This window comes from Agrococcus versicolor (genome assembly GCF_039531815.1).
Lineage (GTDB): Bacteria > Actinomycetota > Actinomycetes > Actinomycetales > Microbacteriaceae > Agrococcus > Agrococcus versicolor.
Window position 1 is genome coordinate 1 of record NZ_BAAAQT010000006.1, and the last position, 19,524, is coordinate 19,524.

The 19,524-nt window shown below is 74.2% G+C and carries 21 protein-coding genes; 9 read left to right on the forward strand and 12 right to left on the reverse strand.

The features are described from left to right. Positions 1-346, forward strand: a 346-nt coding sequence (locus tag ABD249_RS08320) for a methylated-DNA--[protein]-cysteine S-methyltransferase (RefSeq protein WP_344342566.1), incomplete at its 5' end; no start/stop codon positions are given. A gap of 34 nt (positions 347-380) precedes the next feature. Then, entirely contained in the window at positions 381-1,337 is a 957-nt protein-coding gene (locus tag ABD249_RS08325; protein WP_344342567.1) for an asparaginase, read from the forward strand. 28 nt (positions 1,338-1,365) lie between these two features. On the opposite strand, the gene ABD249_RS08330 is transcribed toward ABD249_RS08325, so the two are convergent. After that, positions 1,366-2,055: a type 1 glutamine amidotransferase gene (locus tag ABD249_RS08330; protein WP_344342569.1), complete on the reverse strand. Its 690-nt coding sequence runs from the start codon at positions 2,053-2,055 to the stop codon at positions 1,366-1,368. A gap of 122 nt (positions 2,056-2,177) precedes the next feature. Here ABD249_RS08330 and ABD249_RS08335 point away from each other — a divergent pair, with 122 nt between their 5' ends. Both ABD249_RS08335 and ABD249_RS08340 read left to right on the forward strand, forming a co-directional pair. After that, the gene (locus ABD249_RS08335; RefSeq protein ID WP_344342570.1) at positions 2,178-3,074 is read left to right on the forward strand and encodes a pseudouridine-5'-phosphate glycosidase; all 897 of its coding nucleotides are present in this window, start codon (positions 2,178-2,180) and stop codon (positions 3,072-3,074) included. Next, positions 3,071-3,949 (forward strand): carbohydrate kinase family protein, encoded by an 879-nt coding sequence (locus tag ABD249_RS08340; RefSeq protein WP_344342572.1) that lies wholly within the window; start codon positions 3,071-3,073, stop codon positions 3,947-3,949. Before ABD249_RS08335 ends, ABD249_RS08340 begins: the two co-directional genes overlap by 4 nt. Positions 3,950-3,995: 46 nt before the next feature. Here the strand turns inward: ABD249_RS08340 and ABD249_RS08345 are convergent, their stop codons facing one another. After that, a complete protein-coding gene (locus ABD249_RS08345; protein WP_344342573.1) occupies positions 3,996-4,655 on the reverse strand; it encodes a hypothetical protein in 660 nt (219 codons plus the stop codon). 62 nt (positions 4,656-4,717) lie between these two features. Here ABD249_RS08345 and ABD249_RS08350 point away from each other — a divergent pair, with 62 nt between their 5' ends. Next, a complete protein-coding gene (locus tag ABD249_RS08350) occupies positions 4,718-5,503 on the forward strand; it encodes an alpha/beta fold hydrolase (RefSeq protein ID WP_344342574.1) in 786 nt (261 codons plus the stop codon). 31 nt (positions 5,504-5,534) lie between these two features. Beyond that, complete coding sequence (locus ABD249_RS08355; protein WP_344342576.1) at positions 5,535-5,852, forward strand: hypothetical protein; 318 nt, start codon at positions 5,535-5,537, stop codon at positions 5,850-5,852. 10 nt (positions 5,853-5,862) lie between these two features. On the opposite strand, the gene ABD249_RS08360 is transcribed toward ABD249_RS08355, so the two are convergent. The 5 genes from ABD249_RS08360 to upp all read right to left on the reverse strand — a co-directional run bounded on the left by ABD249_RS08360 (position 5,863) and on the right by upp (position 14,560). Further along, entirely contained in the window at positions 5,863-6,687 is an 825-nt protein-coding gene (locus tag ABD249_RS08360; protein ID WP_344342577.1) for a DNA-formamidopyrimidine glycosylase family protein, read from the reverse strand. Between the two features lie 22 nt (positions 6,688-6,709). After that, positions 6,710-11,257 (reverse strand): ATP-dependent helicase, encoded by a 4,548-nt coding sequence (locus ABD249_RS08365; protein ID WP_344342579.1) that lies wholly within the window; start codon positions 11,255-11,257, stop codon positions 6,710-6,712. Between the two features lie 287 nt (positions 11,258-11,544). After that, positions 11,545-12,594, reverse strand: a complete 1,050-nt coding sequence (locus ABD249_RS08370; protein ID WP_344342580.1) for an NAD(P)H-dependent flavin oxidoreductase — start codon at positions 12,592-12,594, stop codon at positions 11,545-11,547. Positions 12,595-12,691: 97 nt separating this feature from the next. After that, positions 12,692-13,408, reverse strand: a complete 717-nt coding sequence (locus ABD249_RS08375; RefSeq protein ID WP_344342581.1) for a winged helix-turn-helix domain-containing protein — start codon at positions 13,406-13,408, stop codon at positions 12,692-12,694. Positions 13,409-13,924: 516 nt separating this feature from the next. After that, the gene (gene upp / locus ABD249_RS08380) at positions 13,925-14,560 is read right to left on the reverse strand and encodes a uracil phosphoribosyltransferase (protein WP_344342583.1); all 636 of its coding nucleotides are present in this window, start codon (positions 14,558-14,560) and stop codon (positions 13,925-13,927) included. Between upp and tadA the strand changes: the two genes are divergently transcribed. After that, positions 14,537-15,070, forward strand: coding sequence for a tRNA adenosine(34) deaminase TadA (tadA, locus tag ABD249_RS08385; RefSeq protein ID WP_425546305.1), 534 nt, complete (start codon positions 14,537-14,539; stop codon positions 15,068-15,070). The genes upp and tadA overlap by 24 nt on opposite strands. 9 nt (positions 15,071-15,079) lie before the next feature. Here tadA and ABD249_RS08390 read toward each other — a convergent pair whose 3' ends face one another. Genes ABD249_RS08390 through ABD249_RS08400 form a run of 3 tightly spaced genes read right to left on the reverse strand, consistent with a single transcriptional unit; the run spans position 15,080 to position 16,752 of the window. Then, the gene (locus tag ABD249_RS08390; RefSeq protein WP_344342587.1) at positions 15,080-15,331 is read right to left on the reverse strand and encodes a hypothetical protein; all 252 of its coding nucleotides are present in this window, start codon (positions 15,329-15,331) and stop codon (positions 15,080-15,082) included. A gap of 9 nt (positions 15,332-15,340) precedes the next feature. After that, positions 15,341-15,781 (reverse strand): hypothetical protein, encoded by a 441-nt coding sequence (locus ABD249_RS08395; RefSeq protein ID WP_344342589.1) that lies wholly within the window; start codon positions 15,779-15,781, stop codon positions 15,341-15,343. A gap of 8 nt (positions 15,782-15,789) precedes the next feature. Continuing rightward, entirely contained in the window at positions 15,790-16,752 is a 963-nt protein-coding gene (locus tag ABD249_RS08400; RefSeq protein ID WP_344342591.1) for a cation diffusion facilitator family transporter, read from the reverse strand. A 24-nt stretch (positions 16,753-16,776) separates the two neighbouring features. On the opposite strand from ABD249_RS08400, the gene proC reads away from it, so the two are divergent. Beyond that, positions 16,777-17,619 carry a pyrroline-5-carboxylate reductase gene (gene proC, locus ABD249_RS08405; protein WP_344342593.1) on the forward strand — a complete coding sequence of 281 codons (843 nt, stop codon included), beginning with the start codon at positions 16,777-16,779 and terminating at the stop codon, positions 17,617-17,619. 5 nt (positions 17,620-17,624) lie between these two features. Here proC and ABD249_RS08410 read toward each other — a convergent pair whose 3' ends face one another. Together ABD249_RS08410 and ABD249_RS08415 are read right to left on the reverse strand one after the other, a co-directional pair. Beyond that, positions 17,625-18,005 (reverse strand): YchJ family protein, encoded by a 381-nt coding sequence (locus ABD249_RS08410; RefSeq protein WP_344342595.1) that lies wholly within the window; start codon positions 18,003-18,005, stop codon positions 17,625-17,627. A 10-nt stretch (positions 18,006-18,015) separates the two neighbouring features. Beyond that, positions 18,016-18,687, reverse strand: coding sequence for a potassium channel family protein (locus tag ABD249_RS08415; RefSeq protein ID WP_344342597.1), 672 nt, complete (start codon positions 18,685-18,687; stop codon positions 18,016-18,018). A 69-nt stretch (positions 18,688-18,756) separates the two neighbouring features. On the opposite strand from ABD249_RS08415, the gene ABD249_RS08420 reads away from it, so the two are divergent. Next, positions 18,757-19,521 carry a hypothetical protein gene (locus ABD249_RS08420; RefSeq protein ID WP_344342599.1) on the forward strand — a complete coding sequence of 255 codons (765 nt, stop codon included), beginning with the start codon at positions 18,757-18,759 and terminating at the stop codon, positions 19,519-19,521. Positions 19,522-19,524 lie beyond the last annotated feature (3 nt).

Below are 19,524 nucleotides of genomic sequence, written 5' to 3' on the forward strand. Positions count from 1 at the left end.
AGGCCTCGACGCCGCGGCGCGCGGCGTCGAGGCGCTCGCCGACGGGCGCGCCCGGGCGTTCGACGGCCCGCTCGACCTCGCGCTCGCGGTCGGCTTCCGCGGCGAGGTCGTGCGTGCGCTGCAGGAGATCCCGTACGGCACCACGCGCTCCTACGGCGACGTCGCACGCGCGCTCGGGTCGCCCGGTGCCGTCCGCGCCGTCGGCACCGCGTGCCGTCTCAACCCGCTGCCCATCGTCGTCCCCTGCCACCGCGTCGTGCGCAGCGACGGCTCCCTCGGCCGGTACGCGGGCGGCGAGGCGGCGAAGCGGCTGCTGCTCGAGGCCGAGGGGGCGCTCGGCGCCTGACCGACGAGGCTCGGGCGTCGGCTAGCGTCGCCGTGTGCCTCATCCCACCCCCGCGTCCGACCTCCGCATGGCCTCGACCGCGACGATCGCGGTCGTCGAGCGCGACGGCTTCGTCGAATCCCGGCACGAGGGCATCGTCGCGATGGTCGCGCCCGACGGATCCGTGCTCGCGACGGCCGGCGACGTCGACGCGCCGTTCCTCGCACGCTCGGCACTCAAGCCGCTCTTCGCCGCGACCGTCGCCGAGCGCCTCGGGCTCGCGGGGCGCGAGCTCGCGATCGCCTCGGGCAGCATCGTCGGTCGAGCCGAGCAGGTCGAGGTGGCGGCAGCCATGGCGCAGCGGCTCGGGGTCGAGCCCGGTGCGCTGCTGTGCGCGCCGCGTCGCACGCGCTGGATCGACGCGCCCACGCGGCTCGCCGCCATCTGCGCCGGCAAGCACGTCGTGCTCGCCGCTGCCGCCGCGCTCGCGCACGATGCGGCGGGCCTCGCGTACACCGACCCGGCGCATCCGCTGCAGCGCGAGCTGCGCGCCGCCGTCGAGGCGCGCTCGGGCGTAACGTCGACCGCGACCGCGACCGACGGATGCTCGGCGCCGGTCTACGCGTCGTCGGTGCTCGGCATGGCGCGCGCCGTCCGCGGGCTCGCGGCCACGGGCGACGACGAGGCGCTCGCGGCGGTCGGCCTCGCGATGCGCACCGATCCGTGGCTCGTCGAGGGCCCCGGGGCACCCGACACCGTGCTCATGGAACGGCTGGGCGTCACGGCGAAGTTCGGCGCCGAGGGCACGCAGGTCATCGTCGCCCCCGACGGCACGGCGGTCGTCGTGAAGGTCGCGGACGGCGCGCGGCGCGCGGGCGCACCCGTCGCGATCGCGCTCCTCGAGCAGGCCGGCGCCCTGCCGACCGGCTCGCTCGCCGCGGTCGAGGGCGAGCTCGGCCTCCTGCAGCACGGCGGCTCGGCGGTCGTCGGTCGCGTCCGCCCGCTGCTCTAGCCGCGACGATCCGACCGGCGAGCGCGGGTCAGACGCGCTCGCGGCACGACGCCGCGAAGGCTGCGAAGCCCCGCTCGGCCACGTCGCGCAGCACCGCATCCGCACGGTAGGCGGCGACGAGCCCCGCGACGTCGCCGTCCGGCAGCGCCTCGCCGAGCGTCGGCGTCGGCTCCGTGCTCCAGCGCCGCAGCACCTCCTCGTCGACCTCGAGGTGGAACTGGAGGCCGAGGCCGGAGCCGTACCGGAACGCCTGCACCGGCACGGCGTCGTTCGTCGCCACGAGCGTCGCCCCGGTGGGCAGGCCGACGACGTCGGTGTGCCACTGCATGGGTCGCAGCGTGCCCGTGTGCCCGCCGAGCCACGGGTCGGCGGCGACGACGTCGACCGGCACGAGCCCCGTCTCGGCGACGGCGCCCGCGCGATGCTCGGCACCGAGCGCGACGCCGAGGATCTGATGCCCGAGGCACAGGCCGAGCACGGGCACGTCGGCCTCGACGGCGCGACGCACGAGATCCGTCGTGATCGCGAGCGACGGATGCGCGTCGACGTCGACCGCGCTCATCTCGCCGCCCAGCACGACGATGCCCGCGACGGCGTCGAGCTCCGGGACCCGATCGGGGTAGGCGACGGTCTCCGTCGGCAGGTGCGAGACGAGGCGCGCGGCGTGCCCGCCCGTCTCGTAGTCGAGGTGGTGGACGAGGAGCACGGATCGCTGCACGCTGCGATCGTCGCACGACTCGCGCCACGCGTCCCGCGCACCTCCCCGTCGGGACGTCCGCGACCGCGACGCAAGATGCTGACGATTCCTCGCATCCAGGCGAGCGCGGCTACCCTGCTGCCATGCACATCGCCCCCGAGGTCCGCGCTGCGCGCGACGCCGGCACGCCCATCGTCGCCCTCGAGTCCACGATCATCAGCCACGGCCTCCCGCGGCCCCGCAACCTCGAGGCCGCGCGCGAGTTCGAGCAGATCGTCCGCGACGCCGGTGCCGTGCCGGCGACCATCGCGATCGTCGACGGCGTGGCGCGGGTGGGCCTCGACGCCGATGCCCTCGCGCGCATCGCCGGCGAGGGCGTCGCGAAGGCGAGCGTGCGCGACATCCCGATCCTCTGCGCGCGCGGCGGCACGGGGGCGACGACCGTCGCGGGCACCGTCGCGATCGCGGCACGGGCCGGCATCCGCGTCTTCGCGACCGGCGGGCTCGGTGGCGTGCACCACGGGGCGTCGACCTCCTTCGACGAGTCCGCCGACATCGCCGCGCTGTCGAGCCATCCCGTCGCCGTCGTGTGCGCGGGCGTGAAGTCGGTGCTCGACGTCGGCGCGACGCTCGAGCGCATGGAGACGCTGTCGGTGCCCGTCGTCGGCTGGCGCACGGGGCGCTTCCCGATGTTCTGGCTCTCGTCGAGCGAGCACGACCTCGACTGGCGGGTCGAGTCGGCCGACGAGGTCGCGGCGATCCTCCGCGAGCAGGACGCCGCCCGGGCCGGCGCGGGCCTCGTCGTGGCGAACCCGCTGCCCGAGGACCTGCAGTGGGACCCGGCCGAGCACGACGCGGTCGTCGCCCAGGCGCGTGCGGAGGCCGAGCGCGACGGCATCCACGGCAAGGCCGTCACGCCGTACCTCCTCGGTCGCATCGTCGAGCTGTCGTCGGGTCGCAGCCTCGAGGTCAACCTCGACCTCGTCCGCTCGAACATCCGGGTCGCCGCCGCCATCGCGACCGCCTACGCCGCGGCATGATCCGGGCCCTGACCTTCGGCGACGTCATCGACGACGTGCTCGTGTTCCCCGAGGGCCGCATCCGCGCCGACACGGACACCGACGCCCGCATCGTGCGTCGGGCAGGCGGGAGCGCGGCGAACACGGCCGCCTGGATGGGGCGTGCGGGCGTGCGCACGACGTTCGTGGGGCGCACGGGCGCCGCCGACGTCGATCGCCACGTAGCGCTGCTCGCCGAGCACGGCGTCGATGCGCGCATCGAGGGCGATCCCGAGCACGAGACGGGCACGATCGTCGTGCTCGTCGACCGCGACGAGCGCACGATGCTCACCGACCGCGGTGCGAACGCGCTCGTCGACCCCGATTCGATCGACGACGCCCTGCTCGCGGTCGACGTCGTGCACGTGACGGGCTACTCGCTCCTGTCGGGCCACGCGGAGGCGGTGGGCAGGCTCGTCGACCGCGCGCACGCCCTCGGCGCCGTGGTGTCGTGCACCATCGGCTCCGCGGGGTCGATCGCCGACCTGGGCGTCGAGGTGGCGCTCGACGCGCTGCACGGCGTCGACGTCATGGTCGCGAACCTCGACGAGGGGGCGACGATCACCGGCCGCGAGGGCGCCGCCGACATCGGCGCGGCGCTCGCGGGCCTCGCGCCCGTGGTCGCGCTGACCCTCGGGCACACGGGCGTCGTGGTCATCGACCACGGGCACAGGCAGTTCGTGCCGGCGGTCGAGGCGCGGCTCGTCGACCCCACGGGTGCGGGCGACGCGTTCACGGCGATGTTCGTCGCGAGCGTCGTGAGCGGCGCGGATCCCGTGAGCGCCGCGCGCCGAGGCGTCGCGATGGCCGCCGAGGCCGTGTCCGTCGCGGGCGCGCGGCCGTCGCGCAGCGTCTGAGGCGCAGCGGAGGGCGCGAGCGACCGCGCGACGCTCGAGCGCGCGCTCAGGCGAGGACGACGAACGACGACACGGCCGAGGCGAGCAGCCCCACGGCCGTCGCGAACCACTGCATGCCGGCGAGCCGGGCGTCGCGATGGTCGACGGCCTGCGGATGCGCGGCACGCAGCCGGCGGGCGCTGCCGAGGTGGGTGCGCACCGCCGGGCGCACGCGGCCCGCGAGGGTGCCGAGCACGGCGACGAGGTCGTCGCGGCGGTAGCGCGCACCGTCGAGCTGCGCGAGCTGCGAGCCGTCCGCGGCGATGACCGCGAGGTCGACCCTCCGCTCCGCGGTGTGGTCGCGCCAGGCGACCGGCAGCACCTCGTGCACGTCTGCGACGGCGAAGGCGGGCCAGCCGCGCACCCGCACGCCGCCGTCGGCGACCTCGACGTCGCCGCGCGACGCTCGCACGGCACCGAGCACCACCACGACGGCGAGCCCGATCGCGGACGGTCCGATCGTCGCCGCGGACACGAGCGCGGACTCGATGTGGACGCTCGCGAGGTCGAGCGCGATCGGCGTGCCCACGAGCACCGCGGGCAGGGCGGAGCGCAGCAGCATCGGCGCTCGCGCGGCGCGCGCGCTCGCGGCGTGCGTCGCCCCGTGACGCGAGCGCCCCACCTCGGCGACGACGTCGGCGAGCGCGAGACGAGCGTGCGCGGCCATGTCGCCACCGTAGCGCCGTCGGGTGTGCGGCATCCGCCAGGCGGACGCGCGAGGATGGACGCATGGCAGAGCGCGCAGCACCCGAGATCGTCGTGGCGGAGGACGGGACGCGACTCGCCGTCCACGAGCTCGGCGATCCGGGCGGGGCGCCCGTGCTCATGGTGCACGGCTTCTCGTCGAGCACGCGTCGCAACTGGATCGACGCCGGCTGGGACCGCGCGCTCGTCGCCGCGGGGCTGCGCGGGGTCGCCCTCGACCTGCGCGGCCACGGCGACAGCGAGCGGCCGGGCCCGGGCGGATACGACGTCTCGCGCTTCCTCTCGGACGTCGACGTCGTCCTCGCGGCGACGGGCCTCGTCCGGCCCGGGTACCTCGGCTACTCGATGGGCTCGAGGCTCGGCTGGAGGCATGCCGCGCTGCACCCCGACGCGTTCTCGGCGCTCGCGCTCGGCGGACTCCCGGCCGGCGCTCCCTTCCGGGGCCTCGACGGCGACCTCGCGCGCCGAGCGCTCGCCGGCGAGGCGGAGCCGACGGGTGCCGCGGCGTTCGTCGTCCGCCTGGCGACGGCGCTGCCGGAGAACGACCCAGCGGCGCTCGTCGCCCTCGCGAGCGAGGTCTCGCGTACCCCGTTCGCTCCGGCCGACCATGCGCCGACGGCGCCGACGCTGCTCATGACGGGCGACCGCGACGTCCACGCACCCGACACCGCATCGCTCGTCGATGCCCTGCCGCAGGGCCGATTCGCGCCGATCCCGGGCCGCAACCACATCGATGCCGTCACCTCCCGCCCCTACAAGGAGCAGGCGCTCGCCTTCCTCGCCGAGCACGCCGCCCGCGCGGGCACTTGAGGGCACGCCGAGAAGATGGCACGGTTGCCAGGTGCGCTACCCCTCCGGCTCCATCGTCCGCGAGGCGGTGCTGCTCGTCGAGAGCGTGCGCGTCACCGAGTATCTCCGCCACATGCGCCGCACGAGCTACGACGACTACATGGCGCTCGACGGCAACCTCGGCACCACGATCATGACGCGCGAGCTCGGCGACGGCCGCTCGATCGTGCGGGTGCAGTCGTGCTGGCGCGACGAGGCGGCGATCCGCGCGTTCGCCGGCGCCGGCCTCGCGGTGGCGTTGACCTATCCCGACGACGACGAGTACCTGCTCGAGCCGCCGGCAAGCCCGACGCACTGGGTCGTGCCCTGATGCGACGCCGTCAGCCGACCGTCGGCGAGCTCGTCGGCTCGTCGCCGGGCTGGCACACGGGGCACCAGTAGACGATCCGCTCCATGGTGAGCGGTCCGAACTCCGCCTTCCGGATGGCGGTGCCGCAGCGTCTGCACGGCTCGTGCTCGCGCCCGTACACCCAGTAGCGGTCCTTGAGGAGCGACCCGGTGAAGGTGCGCTCGACGCGATCGCGGTTGGCGCCGATGACGCGGCGCGCGAGCACGACGAGCGCGCGCGGGTCGTCGACCTCGCCGGCGGGCAGGAATGGCGACAGGCCGCGCAGGAAGCACACCTCGGCGCGGTAGATCGTGCCGAGGCCCGCGAGGTTGCGCTGGTCGAGCAGCGCCATGCCGATGGGCGTCGCAGGCTCGCGGGCGAGGTTCGCCGCGGCGATGCCGGCATCCCAGTCGGGCCCGAGCAGGTCGGGGCCGAGGTGCCCGACCACCGTGCCCTCGTCGACGGTGCGCACGAGGTCGACGACCCCGAGCAGGTAGCCCACCGTCTGCCACTGCTCGGTCTCGAGCACGGCGCGCACCGTGTGCTCCGGTCGCTGCCACCGCGTGCCGCGGCGGTAGCGATGCCACGAGCCGTCCATCTTGAGGTGCGTCTGCAGCGTCCAGCCGCCGCGATCGTCGTCGTCCGAGATGCGATGCAGGATGTGCTTGCCTCGGCTGACGACCTCGAGCACCGTGCGGCCGGCGAGGTCGGCCGTGGCATGGCGGGGCACGCGCAGGTCGAAGCGCGTGAGCTCCTGGCCGGCGAGCACCTCGTGGAGCGATCGCGCGGTGCGCCAGACGGTGTCGCCCTCGGGCATCAGCGCCTCCCTGCGGTGCGCATCAGCCGATCCTCAGACCCTTGGGCGTCACGGCGAAGCCCGCCTCGCGCAGCACGGGGTCGAGGGTCGAGCCGAGCACGCCCTCGCCGTCGACGCGGTGCACGGCGATGCGTCCGAGCGCGGGCGCGACGGCGGCGAGGGATGCCGCTGCGGCCGCGAGGCGCGCCGGCTCGTCGTCGAAGGTGAGCAGGGTGCGACCACCACGCTCGACGAAGAGGGTGAGCGCACCGTCGACGAGCGTCACGAGCGCGCCGGCCTTGCGGCCCGGGCGGTGCCCCTCGTCGCGCTGCGGCCAGCCGAGCGCGGCGCCGTAGGGGTTGGCCGGATCGGTCGCGGCGTACGTGCGGGCGACGAGCGGCGGTGCCTGATCGGGGTCGACGCCGAAGGCGCGCAGGCGGTCGACGGTCGCGGGCGTCGCGAACTGCGCCGCACCGAGCCCGGCGACGAAGTAGCCGCGGCGCGTCTGCCCGGCCTCCTCGAGCTGCGTGAGCACGCGGTAGGCGGCGGCGAAGCCGCCAGGGACCTGCTCGGACTGCACGGCGCCGCGCGTGACGATGCCGTGTCGCTCGAGCAGCTGCTCTGCCGTGGCGAGGCGGCGCACCGTCGCATCCGCCTCGGGGGCGGGCGTCAGCGTCCAGCGGCCGCCGACCTCGGGCGCCGCGGCCTGGGTCGTGCCGCGCGGGCGCATGCGGCCGCGGTAGGCGCGCGTGCGCGTCGGCTGCCGTGCGCGGCGCGACGAGGCACCGGTGCGGATGCGCAGCGAGCCGAGGGTGTCGTTCGTGACGTGGCCGCTCCAGACGAGCTGCCACAGCGTGCTCGTGAGCTCGGCGTCGGGCACGTCGAGCGACTGCTGCAGCTGCCGGAAGAACCAGCCGCCGCCGGCGCCGAGCGCCTCGAGCACCGCTTGGCCCGCGACGTCCGGCGCCTCGGCGGGGGCGTCGATCGTGAGGTGCGCCGTCTCGGCGAGGTGCAGGCGCACCCAGCCGTCGGAGCCCGGCAGCGTGCCGTCGCCGCTCCACAGCACCTCGCCGGTGCTCGTGAGCTCGTCGAGCATCGACGGCTGGTAGTCGCGCACCCGTGCGGGCAGCACGAGCGACTCCCACGCGCTCGCGGGCACGGCGACGCCCGCGAGCTGCTCGACGACCTGCAGCACGCCGTCGACGCCGCGCAGCGAGCGGTCGGCGTGCTGCCACACCGGTAGGAAGCGCGCGAGCTGCGCGGGCTCGACGGGCTCGACCTCCTTGCGCAGCGCGGCGAGCGACCGGGATCGCAGCCGGGTCAGCACCTCCGCGTCGCACCAGTCGGTGCCGACCGACCCTGGCCGGAACTCGCCCTCGAGCACGCGGCGCGTGCCCGCGAGTCGGCGCAGCGCATCGTGCACGACGGCGACGCCGAGCCCGATGGCCGCCGAGGCGTCGGCCGGCTGGAACGGTCCGTGCGTGCGCGCGTACCTGCCGACGAGGTCGCCGACCGCATCGTCGACGGACGCGAGGTATGCCTCGGGCAGGCCGACGGGCAGGGGCACGCCCAGCGCGTCGCGCAGGCGCGCGGCATCCTCGACGACGGCCCAGCGCTCGGCACCGCCGATCGTGAGCCGCATGATGCGCTGGCTGCGACGCAGCCCCTCGAGCCCCGCCTCGAGGTCGACGTCCGCGAGGGACGCCGGATCGAGCCGCTCGCGCAGCGCGGCGGCATCCATCGGCCCGAGGAGTCGCAGGAGGTCGACGGCGCCCTCGAGGCCCTTGAGCCGCCGCTCGGGGTCGAGCCGCTGCAGCTGCGCCTCGGTCTGCGCGATGACGTCGGGGTCGAGCAGCTCGCGCAGCTCTGCGCGACCGAGCAGCTCGGCGAGCATCGTCGTGTCGAGCGAGAGGGCCGCGGCGCGACGCTCGGCGAGCGGGGCGTCGCCCTCGTACAGGAAGGACGCGACGTAGCCGAAGAGCAGGGAGCGCGCGAAGGGCGATGCGTCGGCCGTCTCGACCTCGAGCAGGCGGATGCCGCGGCTCGCGATCGACTGCGCGACCTCGCGCAGCGCCGGCACGTCGTAGACGTCCTGCAGCACCTCGCGCACCGTCTCGAGCACGATGGGGAAGGACGGGTAGCGCCGTGCGACCTCGAGCAGCTGCGCGCCGCGCTGCCGCTGCTGCCACAGCGGCGACCGGCGGCCGGGGTTGCGGCGCGGCAGCAGCAGCGCGCGAGCGGCGCACTCGCGGAAGCGGGAGGCGAAGAGCGCCGAGTCGCCGACGCGCTCGGTGACGATCGCCTCGAGCTCGTCGGGGTCGAAGACGAAGAGCTCGGCGCCGGGCGGGTCGGCGTCGGTGTCCGGCAGGCGCACGACGATGCCGTCGTCGGACGCCATCGCGCCGCCGTCGAAGCCGTGGCGCTCGCGGATGCGCGCGGTGATGGCGAGGGCCCACGGCTGGTGCACGCGATTGCCGTAGGGCGAGTGCAGCACGACGCGCCAGTCGCCGAGCTCGTCGCGGAAGCGCTCGACGACGAGCGTGCGATCCGACGGCAGCTGGCCCGTGGCCGCGCGCTGCTCGGCGAGGAACGCCGTGAGGTTCTGCGCCGCCCGCGCGTCGAGCCCCGCCTGCGCGAGCCTGGCCGAGGCCTCGTCGGGCGTCCATGAGCCGGCCTCGCGCAGGAACGCGCCGATGGCGGCGCCGAGCTCGGCCGATCGGCCCATGGCGTCGCCCGTCCAGAAGGGGACGCGGCCGGGCTGCCCGTAGGCGGGCGTGACGATGACGCGGTCGTGCGTGATGTCCTCGATGCGCCAGCTCGTCGCGCCGAGGGCGAAGACGTCGCCCACGCGCGACTCGTAGACCATCTCCTCGTCGAGCTCGCCCACGCGCCCGCCGCGGTCGGCGCCGGCGAGGAAGACGCCGAACATGCCGCGGTCGGGGATCGTGCCGCCGCTCGTGACGGCCAGTCGCTGCGCGCCCGGCCGGCCCGTGAGGGTGCCCGAGACGCGATCCCAGACGACGCGGGGCCGCAGCTCGGCGAACTCGTCGGACGGGTAGAGGCCCGAGACGAGGTCGAGGGTGGCCTCGTAGGCGCTGCGGGGCAGCGACGCGAACGGCGCGCTGCGACGCACGATCTCGAACCAGTCGTCGACGTCGACCGGGCCGAGCGCGGTGTGCGCCACGGTCTGCTGGGCGAGGATGTCGAGCGGGTTCTGCGGCACGGCGATGCGCTCGATCTGCCCGTCGCGCATGCGCTCGGTCGTCACGGTCGCGTGCACGAGGTCGGCGCGATGCTTGGGGAAGAGCACGCCGCGCGACACCTCGCCCACCTGATGCCCCGCGCGGCCGACGCGCTGCAGGCCCGACGCGACCGACGGCGGCGACTCGACCTGGATGACGAGGTCGACCGCGCCCATGTCGATGCCGAGCTCGAGCGACGACGTCGCGACGACGCAGCGCAGCGTGCCGCGCTTGAGGTCGTCCTCGATCTGGGCGCGCTGCTCCTTCGACACCGAGCCGTGGTGGGCGCGTGCGAGCACGGGCTCGGCGCCGGAGGTCTGGCCCGACTGCCCCATCATCTGCGCGGGGATGCGATCGGCCGCGGGCGTCGGGCGCGCGTCGGCACCCTCGTGCTCGGCGGCCTCGGCCTGGCGCTCGACCCAGATCTCGTTGAGGCGCGAGGTGAGGCGCTCGGCGAGTCGCCGGGAGTTCGTGAAGACGATCGTCGAGCGCTGGGCGACGACGCGGTCGACGATCGCCTCCTCGACGTGCGGCCAGATGGAGCGCTGCTGCACGTCGGTCTGGTCGGTCGCGGCGCTCGCGGCCCCCTCGCGCGGCGGCGCGGAGCCGAGGTCGCTCATGTCGTCGACGGGCACGACGACCTGCAGCTCGACGCGGCCACGGGACTCGGGGGCGACGATCGTGACGGGATGCGGGCCGCCGAGGAACCGCGCGACGGCCTCGGGCGGGCGCACGGTGGCCGAGAGGCCGATGCGCTGCGCGGGCCGCTCGAGCATGGCGTCGAGGCGCTCGAGCGAGACGGCGAGGTGCGCACCGCGCTTCGTCGAGGCGACGGCGTGGATCTCGTCGACGATGATCGTCTCGACCCCGGCGAGCGTCTCGCGTGCGGCGCTCGTGAGCATGAGGAAGAGCGACTCGGGTGTCGTGATGAGGATGTCGGGCGGCGTGCGCAGCAGCTGCCTGCGCTCGGCCTGCGGCGTGTCGCCCGAGCGCACGCCGACGGTGATGTCGGGCGCGGGCAGGTCGAGCTCGGCCGCCGTGCGTGCGACGCCGACGAGCGGGCTGCGCAGGTTGCGCTCGACGTCGACGCCGAGCGCCTTGAGCGGGGAGAGGTAGAGGACGCGCGTGCGCCGGAGCGGATCCTCGGGCTTGGGCTCGCGTGCGAGCCGGTCGATCGCGGTGAGGAATGCCGCGAGCGTCTTGCCCGAGCCCGTCGGCGCGATGACGAGGGCGCTGCCGCCGGCGCGCGTCGCCTCCCACGCGCCCTCCTGCGCGGGCGTCGGCGCCGCGAACGCGCCACGGAACCATGCGGCCGTCGCGGGGCCGAAGGCATCGAGCGCGTCGGGCATCCACCCATCCAATCCCACGCCTCCGACATGAGCGCGGGCTTGCGCAGACGCCCCCTGCCGGGCGGTGGTGCCGGTCAGGCCGCGAGATGCCCCGGGACGTGCACAGGGCCGGTCGAGTTCACTCGACCGGCCCCAGTCCCTTGCACCAGGGTGGATCGTGGATCGCACCCTCCGCCGATGACCACAGCACAACCATCGACGTGCTGCACACGCTATAACGGATCGGTAACGAGTGGGGCATCAGGACGCTGTGCCTTTGCTGTGTCTCTTCGCGCTGGTCGATCGCGTCAGCGCGAGACGCCGCGCAGCAGCTCGGCCATCACGTCATGGGCGGAGCCGCCTCGCGACAGCCCCGCCGACTGCCCCGCCCACAGCGACATGAGGTCGACGATGCCGCGCTCGCCCGCCACCGAGCGGAATCGACCGGTCAGCCAGTTCTGGATGGGGAAGGGCGCGGGGGTCGTGAGCTCGCGCGTGAGCCGGTTCGGCAGGCCGCGCGCGAGGCGACCGCTCGGGCCGCGCGTCAGCACGGTGTCCGCGGCGCCCGCCGCGAGGATCGCGGCCCGGTAGGCGTCGGCGGCGGCCGACTCCCGCGCGGCGAGGAAGGCGGTGCCCACCTGCACGCCGTCGGCGCCGAGCGCGAGCGCCGCGCGCACGCCGCGCGCGTCGGCGATGCCGCCTGCGGCGATCACCGGCACGTCCACGGCGTCGACGACCTGGGGCAGCAGCGACACGAGGCCGACGAGCGACTCCTCGGCGGGTCGCAGGAAGGAGACGCGGTGCCCGCCGGCCTCCGAGCCGCTCGCGACCACCGCGTCGACGCCCGCGGCCTCGAGCGCCACGGCCTCGTCGACGGTCGTGGCCGTGCCGAGCAGTCGGATGCCTGCGGCGCGCACCGCGTCGACGAGTCGCTCGCTCGGCACGCCGAAGACGACGCTGAGCACCGCCGGTCGCGCCGCGAGCACGGCGTCGAGCTGCTCGTCGACGCTCGGCGCGAAGCGGTCCGGCAGCTCGGGCGGCTGCAGGCCGAGCTCCGCGAAGTAGGGCGAGAGGGCCTGCACGTGCTGCGCGAGCTCCGCGTCGGTGGGCGCGGGATCGGGCTCGCCCGGGATGGGCAGCCAGAGGTTGAGGGCGAAGGGCCGGTCGGTCGCTGCACGCAGGGCGTCGGCCGTCTCCGCGATGCGCGCCGCGTCGTAGCCGTAGAGCCCGAACGATCCGAGCCCGCCGGCGTTCGACACCGCGGCGGTCAGCGCGACCGACGACATCCCCCCGAACGCGCCGAGCACGATCGGGTGGTCGATGCCGAGGAGGCGCTCGAGCCTGCCGCCGCCGCTCATCGTGCGGTCGCGACGTCGGGGAGGAGATGCGCGGTGCTCATGGCTCCACTGCAGCACCTGGCATCGCCCACCGCAACGAGCCGCGCGGCGCCGCGCGTCAGAAGCGGTCGGGCGAGGCGGCGTGGGGCGCGAGCACCGTGACGTCGGCGTGGCGGTCGAACCGGTAGCCGGCGCCGCGCACGGTGCGCACGACGTCGGCCCAGTCGCCGAGCTTCGAGCGCAGGCGTCGCACGTGCACGTCGATGGTGCGCTCGTTCGGCCGTGCCGCGTCGTCGGCATCGGGCCACAGCGCGTCGATGATCTCGGTGCGCTCGACCGTGCGGCCCTCGCGGAGCACGATGAACTGCAGCAGCTCGAACTCCTTGTAGGTGAGCGGCGCGATGTCGTCGCCGATCGCGACGCGCTTGCGCGACAGGTCGATCGTGACGTCGAGCGCGGGCTCGTCGACCGGGGCCTCGGCCTTGCGCAGCGACGGGTCCTGCAGCGCGCGCCGCACGACGTCGACGTCGCGTCCGCCCGCGCCCGCCGGGGCGAGGGCGACGGCCGCGTGGGTCTGCGCCGACGGCGAGAGGCGCGCCGTGAGGCGCTTCAGCTCGCCGACGAGCTCGGCGAGCTCGATGCCGTCCGCGTCCGATGCGTCCTCGCCGAGGCCGACGTACAGCACGAAGCCGCGGGCCTCGGTGCCGTCGGGGACGGCGCGGACGGGGGAGCGGCGCTCAGGCGCGGCCGGTGCCGCGGGGCGCGGGGCGAGGGCGAGGTTGCCCTCGGTCGCGGGGGACTGCCTGGTCTGGATGTGCGTGATGGCGATGGACATCGCGATGCCTTCCGGCTGGGCGTGCGACCGACGTCGGTCTCGCACGCGGGGTGTCGAGGTGCTGCTGAACCCGAGGAGCCTCGGGCGAGCGGCTCATGCGAGCGCTCGGAGTCGACGGCAGCGACCGCTGCGTCAGACGGGCATGGTGCGGGGCGGAACGAGCCTCACGCACACATTCGACACATGGCGACGGCCGGCATCATCATGCCGGCATCTCCCCGGGCCACCACGGTGGTCGAGAGGAAGAGGTTCGTCGTCATGCGCACGATCCTTGCATCGCACGCACGAATGCGTCAAGACGGGCGTGCCCCGCATGTGACGAAGTGTGACGCTGCGCGCGCGGCACCCACTCCGCCGTCGCCGTCATCCGTTGCGAGGTACGCATCTCGACGTCGGGTGCTGCGATCGCGGTACCTCGCGTCGAGACGGGTACCTCGGAACGCGCGGTGGGTGCCTCACGGCAGGATGCGTACCTCGGAACGCGGGGGGATGCGCCGCGCGGCCGGACGGGATCGGTCAGTCGACCGTGCCGTAGAGGCGGTCGCCCGCGTCGCCGAGCCCGGGGACGATGTAGCCCTGCTCGTTCAGGCGCTCGTCGAGCGCTCCCAGCACGAGGGTCACGTCGTGGCCCTCGACCTCGCGCTCGACGCGCTCGATGCCCTCGGGCGCGCCGAGGATGCAGATGGCGGTGACGTCGACGGCGCCGCGATCGAAGAGGAAGTGGATGGCCGCCGCGAGCGAGCCGCCCGTGGCGAGCATGGGGTCGAGCACGAAGCACTGGCGGTCCGACAGGTCGTCGGGCAGGCGCTCGGCGTACGTGTACGGCTGCAGCGTCTCCTCGTTGCGCGCCATGCCGAGGAAGCCGACCTCAGCGGTCGGCAGCAGCTGCATGAGGCCGTCGAGCATGCCGAGGCCCGCGCGCAGGATGGGGACGACGAGCGGACGCGGCTCGGCGATCGCGACGCCGACGGTCGAGGTCACGGGCGTCTCGATGCGCTTCTCGACCACGCGAACGTTGCGCGTCGCCTCGTAGGCGAGCAGCGTCATGAGCTCGTTCGTCAGCGCACGGAACGTGGGAGACGGGGTGTCGCGGTCTCGCAGCACCGTGAGCTTGTGCGTGATGAGCGGATGGTCGGCCACGTGCACTCGCATAGGCTCAGGCTACCCATCCGACGGACCGCTCGAGGAGCCCGCGTGCGTCACGCACCAGACCACGAGGCGTGGATGCGCCTCGCGATCGCCCAGGCGCGGGCAGCGGCGGCCGCCGATCGCCCCGACGTGCCCGTCGGCGCCGTGCTCCTCGGTCGGGACGGCACCGTGGTCGCGACCGGCCGCAACGAGCGCGAGCTGCATCGCGATCCCACGGCGCACGCCGAGATCGTCGCGATCCGCGCCGCGGCGGCGGCGCGCGGCGACTGGCACCTCGACGACTGCACGCTCGTCGTCACCCTCGAGCCGTGCCCGATGTGCGCCGGCGCCATCCTGGCCGCCCGCATCCCGCGCGTCGTCTTCGGGGCGTGGGACGACAAGGCGGGCGCGGCGGGCAGCGTGCTCGACGTCCTGCGCGAGCGCCGCCTGCCGCAGCGTGCGGAGGTCGTCGCGGGCGTGCTCGAGACGGAGTGCGCCGCGCTGCTCACGGGCTTCTTCGGCGAGCGTCGCTAGCGAGGTCGCTCAGCGGGTGCCGCGCTCGCGATCCTCGGGCTCGCCGGGCAGGTGCGACTCGGCGCCCGCCTCCTCGCGCTGCTCGCGCTCGAGCCGGGCGGCGTGCTCGGTCGGTCGCCACGCCTCGTCGACGACGCCGAACCCGCCGGGCATCGTGCCGCGCTCGCGCTGCCGCGTGCGCTCGCGCCGGTACAGGCGCGGCGCGAGCACGGCGATCGCGACGACGCCGACGGCGAGCACGAGCCAGGGCAGCCACTCCATCGCCGCGCCTCAGCGCCAGAGCGTCGCGACGAGCAGGTTCACGACCGAGAGCCCGCCGGCGACGTGGAAGAGCGGCTTGAGGCGCGAGTCGTCGACGACGCCGACGATGCCCTGGCCGCCCGCCACCCGCGCGATGCCGCCGTCGGCGGTCGCGACGAGGCCGGCGCGCGTCGCCTGCATGCCGCGCTGCCGCAGGAAGCCCGCGAGCGACACGGCGAAGACGACCACGGCCACGAGCGACTTGATGCCGAGCCTCATGTGGTTCGGGTCGTCGTACGCGATCTGCAGGCCGTAGAGGGCGGCGCCGCTGACGAGCTGGATGCTCGCGCCGAGCAGCAGCAGCGAGAACCGGAATCCGAGCCGCGCGCGCAGCTGCACGAGGAAGGTGCCGACGAGCAGCGAGACCCCGATGAGGTGCGTCGCGACGAGGAGGTCGTAGACGAGGTCCACGGCGGGGCCTAGTTGCCGCTCTGGATGACGATGTGGTCGGTCGACGGCGCGATGTCGGGCCGTGCGACGTAGATGTCGGGCTCGATGTAGATGACGCGCGCCACGGGCACGGCCTCGCGCACATGGCGCTCGAGCACGTCGATCGATCGCGCGACGTCCTCGAGGGTCGAGGTCGGCGGGAAGGCGACCTTCGCGGCCACCATCATCTCGTCGGGGCCGAGGTACAGGGTCTTCATGTGGATGACGGCCTCGACGTCCTCCGAGGCGTTGAACGCGGCGAGGATGCGCTGGTGGTCCTCGGGCGTCGCGCCCTCGCCGATCAGCAGCGACTTCATCTCGATGGCGAGGATGATCGCCACGACGATGAGCAGCGCGCCGATCGCGAGCGTGCCGAACGCGTCGAAGACCGGGTTGCCCGTGAGCACCGAGAGGCCGACGGCGGAGAAGGCGAGCACGAGGCCCGTGAGCGCCGCGACGTCCTCGAGCAGGATGACGGGCAGCTCGGGCGAGCGCGAGGTGCGGATGAACGTCCACCAGCCCGCCTTGCCGCGGACGAGGTTCGACTCCTTGACCGCGGTGCGGAGGCTGAACGACTCGAGCACGATCGCGATGCCGAGCACGAGCAGCGGGATCCACGCGTTCGTGATCTCGTGCGGCTCCTGCAGCTTCTCGATGCCCTCGACGATCGAGAAGACGCCGCCGACGGAGAAGAGGATGAGGGCGACGATGAACGCCCACACGTACCGCTCGCGGCCGTAGCCGAAGGGATGCTCCTGGTCGGCCTTCCGCCGCGCGAGCCTGCCGCCCAGCAGCAGCAGCAGCTGGTTGGCCGAGTCGGCGAAGGAGTGGATGGCCTCCGCGAGCATGGATGCGGAGCCCGACAGGAGCCACGCGACGAGCTTCGTGATGCCGATCCCCGTGTTGGCGAGGAATGCGGCGATCACCGCCTTGGTGCCATGGGATTCGCTCACGGCCGCGAGTCTACGCTTGGCCGCATGACCTCCTCGCTGCCGTCCATCGCCATCCTCGGAGCAGGCTCGATGGGCGGTGCGATCCTGTCGGGGCTCGTGGCCGACGGGTCGGCCGCCTCGCTCGCGGCGACGAACCGGTCGCGAGCGAAGGCCGAGGCCGCGGCGGCACCCGGCGTGCGCTCGATCGCCCTCGAGGACGAGCCGCGCGGCAACGTCGAGGCCGCCGCGGCCGCGGACGTCGTCGTGCTGGGCGTCAAGCCGTACATGGTGGCCGACCTGCTCGCGGAGATCGCGCCGGCGCTGCGGCCGGGCACGCTCGTCGTCTCGCTCGCCGTCGGCACGACATGCGCCGCGATGGAGGCGCTGCTGCCCGAGTCGATCGCCGTCGCGCGCGCCATGCCGAACACGCCGACGAACGTGGGCCGCGGCGTCACGGGCGTCGCGGGCGGCTCGCGCGCGAGCGACGAGCAGGTCGCGCTCGCCGCGGCGGTCTTCGGCGTCGTCGGCGAGGTGCTCGTGATCGACGAGGCGCAGATCGACGCCCTCTCGACGATCTCGGGATCGGGCCCCGCCTACGTCTTCCTGCTCATGGAGGCGCTCACGGGCGCTGCCGAGCGCCTCGGCTTCACCGCCGAGCAGGCGGCGACGATGGTGCAGGAGACGTTCGCGGGCGCGAGCGCCCTGCTCGCCGACGCCCGCACGAGCGAGCCCGGCATCGATCCCGCCGAGCTGCGCAGGCGCGTCACGAGCCCCAAGGGCACGACGGAGCAGGCCGTCCGCGTGCTGCAGGAGGCGGACCTCGGTGCGCTCTTCGATCGCGCGACGGCGGCCGCGGCGGCGCGAGCGGCGGAGATCGCCGCCTCCTGACCGGCTCAGGCCAGCTGGTCGCCGTCGACGTACCGCCAGGCGTCGTCGCGCACGAAGCGCGAGCGCTCGTGGACGACGAAGCGCTCGCCGTCCTCGACGTACGACGCCCGGAAGGTCACCGTGCCGGCGCGGTCGAACGGCCCGCCGTCCTCCGTCGACTCGATCTCGAGGCCGATCCAGCGCTCGTCGCCCGGCTCGATCCGGGCCGGCCGCGTCGTGGGGTGCCACGACGCGCGCAGCCAGTCCGGCCGACGCAGGGCGAACGCCGAGTAGCGTGAGCGCATGAGCGCCTCGGCGGTCGGCGCGAGCCGCTCGCCGTCGTGCACGGGGCCGCAGCACTCGGCGTACGGCAGGCCGCTCGAGCAGGGGCAGCGCAGCGTCGCCATGCGGCCCGCCTCAGGCGCCGAGCGACGCGAAGCGCTCGATGTCGGCCTGGTTGCCGGAGATGATGACGAGGTCGTGGGCCGACACGACGGTCTCGGGCGTCGCGTACGTGAAGGCGCCGCCGGGGCTCTTCACGCCCACGACCGTGAGGTTGTACTTCGAGCGGATGCGCGACTGCGCGAGCGGCACGTCGCGCAGGTGCTTCGGCGGGTACATCTTCACGATGGCGAAGTCGTCGTCGAACTGGATGTAGTCGAGCATGCGGCCCGACACGAGGTGCGCGACGCGCTCGCCGGCCTCGGCCTCCGGGTACACGATGTGGTTGGCGCCGATGCGGCTGAGGATCTTGCCGTGCGACTGGCTGATGGCCTTCGCCCAGATCTGCGGGATCTTGAGGTCGACGAGGTTCGCGGTGATGAGCACCGAGGCCTCGATCGACGAGCCGACGGCGACGACGGCGATCGCGAAGTCCTGCGCGCCGACCTGCCGCAGCGCGTCGATCGAGCGCGCGTCGGCCTGCACGGTGTGCGTGAGGCGCTCGGACCACTTCTGCACGAGCGAGATGTCGTCGTCGATCGCGAGCACCTCGCGGTCGAGGCGCGCGAGCTGCCCGGCGGTCGCTGCGCCGAAGCGGCCGAGGCCGATGACGAGCACGGGGGCGTCGTGCGGGATGCGCTCAACCATGCGCCAAAGACTACGGGCCTCGCGCGGGGCGGCGCTCGGTGTCCGTGCTCGCCGTGCGAGCATCGTGCCATGAGACGACGTCGCCAGGACGACGAGGGAGTGAAGCTCGAGGCCGGGCTCATCTTCTCGGAGCCTGAGGCGGCTGACCCGAAGGAGCGCTCCGTCGTGCTCGCCTTCACCGACGAATCGGGTTGGCAGGGGGCTGCCGCCGTCTGGTTCTCGGGACTCAACTTCCGCTGTGGAGACGGCAGCGCGACCGCTGGATCGCTGCAGAGGGATGGAGTCGAGGTCGCGCCGCGCGAACTCTGGGATGCCATCACGGTCACGTTGTTCCCGGAGCAGCCCACCGACTACTTCTGGTGCGACGTCATGGAATGGAAGCCCGGTCGCGAGGTGCGGTCGGCCGTCGACGGCGTGCGACCGGGTGACGACTGGATCGGGCGAAGTCTCGCGACGTCCCCCCTGCTGCGGTATCGGTGGGACCCGTCCGAACGCAGCTCCAAGGTCGACGCGGTGCTCCGCCGCATGCTCGACGCTGACGATGCGCAGGTCGTCCAGGCCGCTCGATCGCTCGCGCCTCGCAGGCAGAGATCGGTGTGGGTCAGGGCCTTGCGCCGACGCGATCGAACGGCAGCCGATGCCATCGCGGACCTGTGCGGCTCCTTGGTCGAGCATCCGCTGAACCACAAGGTTCAAGAGGGTCCGAGCGGTCGGGAGGTGGCGGCGGAGCTCCGGAAGGTGGCCAGATCCATGTTCGGCGGCCCGCTGTACGCACCTGGTCTCTGGCCGGTGAGCCTCGATCGAATCCTCGTGGCTCTCGACTCGCGTTCCTAGCTT

Bases quoted from the DNA above. Each gene is read 5' to 3' on its own strand.
- ABD249_RS08360 (WP_344342577.1), bottom strand. From the start codon at position 6,687: ATGCCCGAGGGCGACACCGTCTGGCGCACCGCGCGATCGCTCCACGAG.
- ABD249_RS08340 (WP_344342572.1), top strand. From the start codon at position 3,071: ATGATCCGGGCCCTGACCTTCGGCGACGTCATCGACGACGTGCTCGTG.
- ABD249_RS08335 (WP_344342570.1), top strand. From the start codon at position 2,178: ATGCACATCGCCCCCGAGGTCCGCGCTGCGCGCGACGCCGGCACGCCC.
- ABD249_RS08410 (WP_344342595.1), bottom strand. From the start codon at position 18,005: ATGGCGACGCTGCGCTGCCCCTGCTCGAGCGGCCTGCCGTACGCCGAG.
- ABD249_RS08350 (WP_344342574.1), top strand. From the start codon at position 4,718: ATGGCAGAGCGCGCAGCACCCGAGATCGTCGTGGCGGAGGACGGGACG.
- ABD249_RS08420 (WP_344342599.1), top strand. From the start codon at position 18,757: ATGAGACGACGTCGCCAGGACGACGAGGGAGTGAAGCTCGAGGCCGGG.
- ABD249_RS08370 (WP_344342580.1), bottom strand. From the start codon at position 12,594: ATGAGCGGCGGCGGCAGGCTCGAGCGCCTCCTCGGCATCGACCACCCG.
- ABD249_RS08390 (WP_344342587.1), bottom strand. From the start codon at position 15,331: ATGGAGTGGCTGCCCTGGCTCGTGCTCGCCGTCGGCGTCGTCGCGATC.
- ABD249_RS08375 (WP_344342581.1), bottom strand. From the start codon at position 13,408: ATGTCCATCGCCATCACGCACATCCAGACCAGGCAGTCCCCCGCGACC.
- proC (WP_344342593.1), top strand. From the start codon at position 16,777: ATGACCTCCTCGCTGCCGTCCATCGCCATCCTCGGAGCAGGCTCGATG.
- upp (WP_344342583.1), bottom strand. From the start codon at position 14,560: ATGCGAGTGCACGTGGCCGACCATCCGCTCATCACGCACAAGCTCACG.
- ABD249_RS08345 (WP_344342573.1), bottom strand. From the start codon at position 4,655: ATGGCCGCGCACGCTCGTCTCGCGCTCGCCGACGTCGTCGCCGAGGTG.
- tadA (WP_425546305.1), top strand. From the start codon at position 14,537: ATGGTCGGCCACGTGCACTCGCATAGGCTCAGGCTACCCATCCGACGG.
- ABD249_RS08365 (WP_344342579.1), bottom strand. From the start codon at position 11,257: ATGCCCGACGCGCTCGATGCCTTCGGCCCCGCGACGGCCGCATGGTTC.
- ABD249_RS08415 (WP_344342597.1), bottom strand. From the start codon at position 18,687: ATGGTTGAGCGCATCCCGCACGACGCCCCCGTGCTCGTCATCGGCCTC.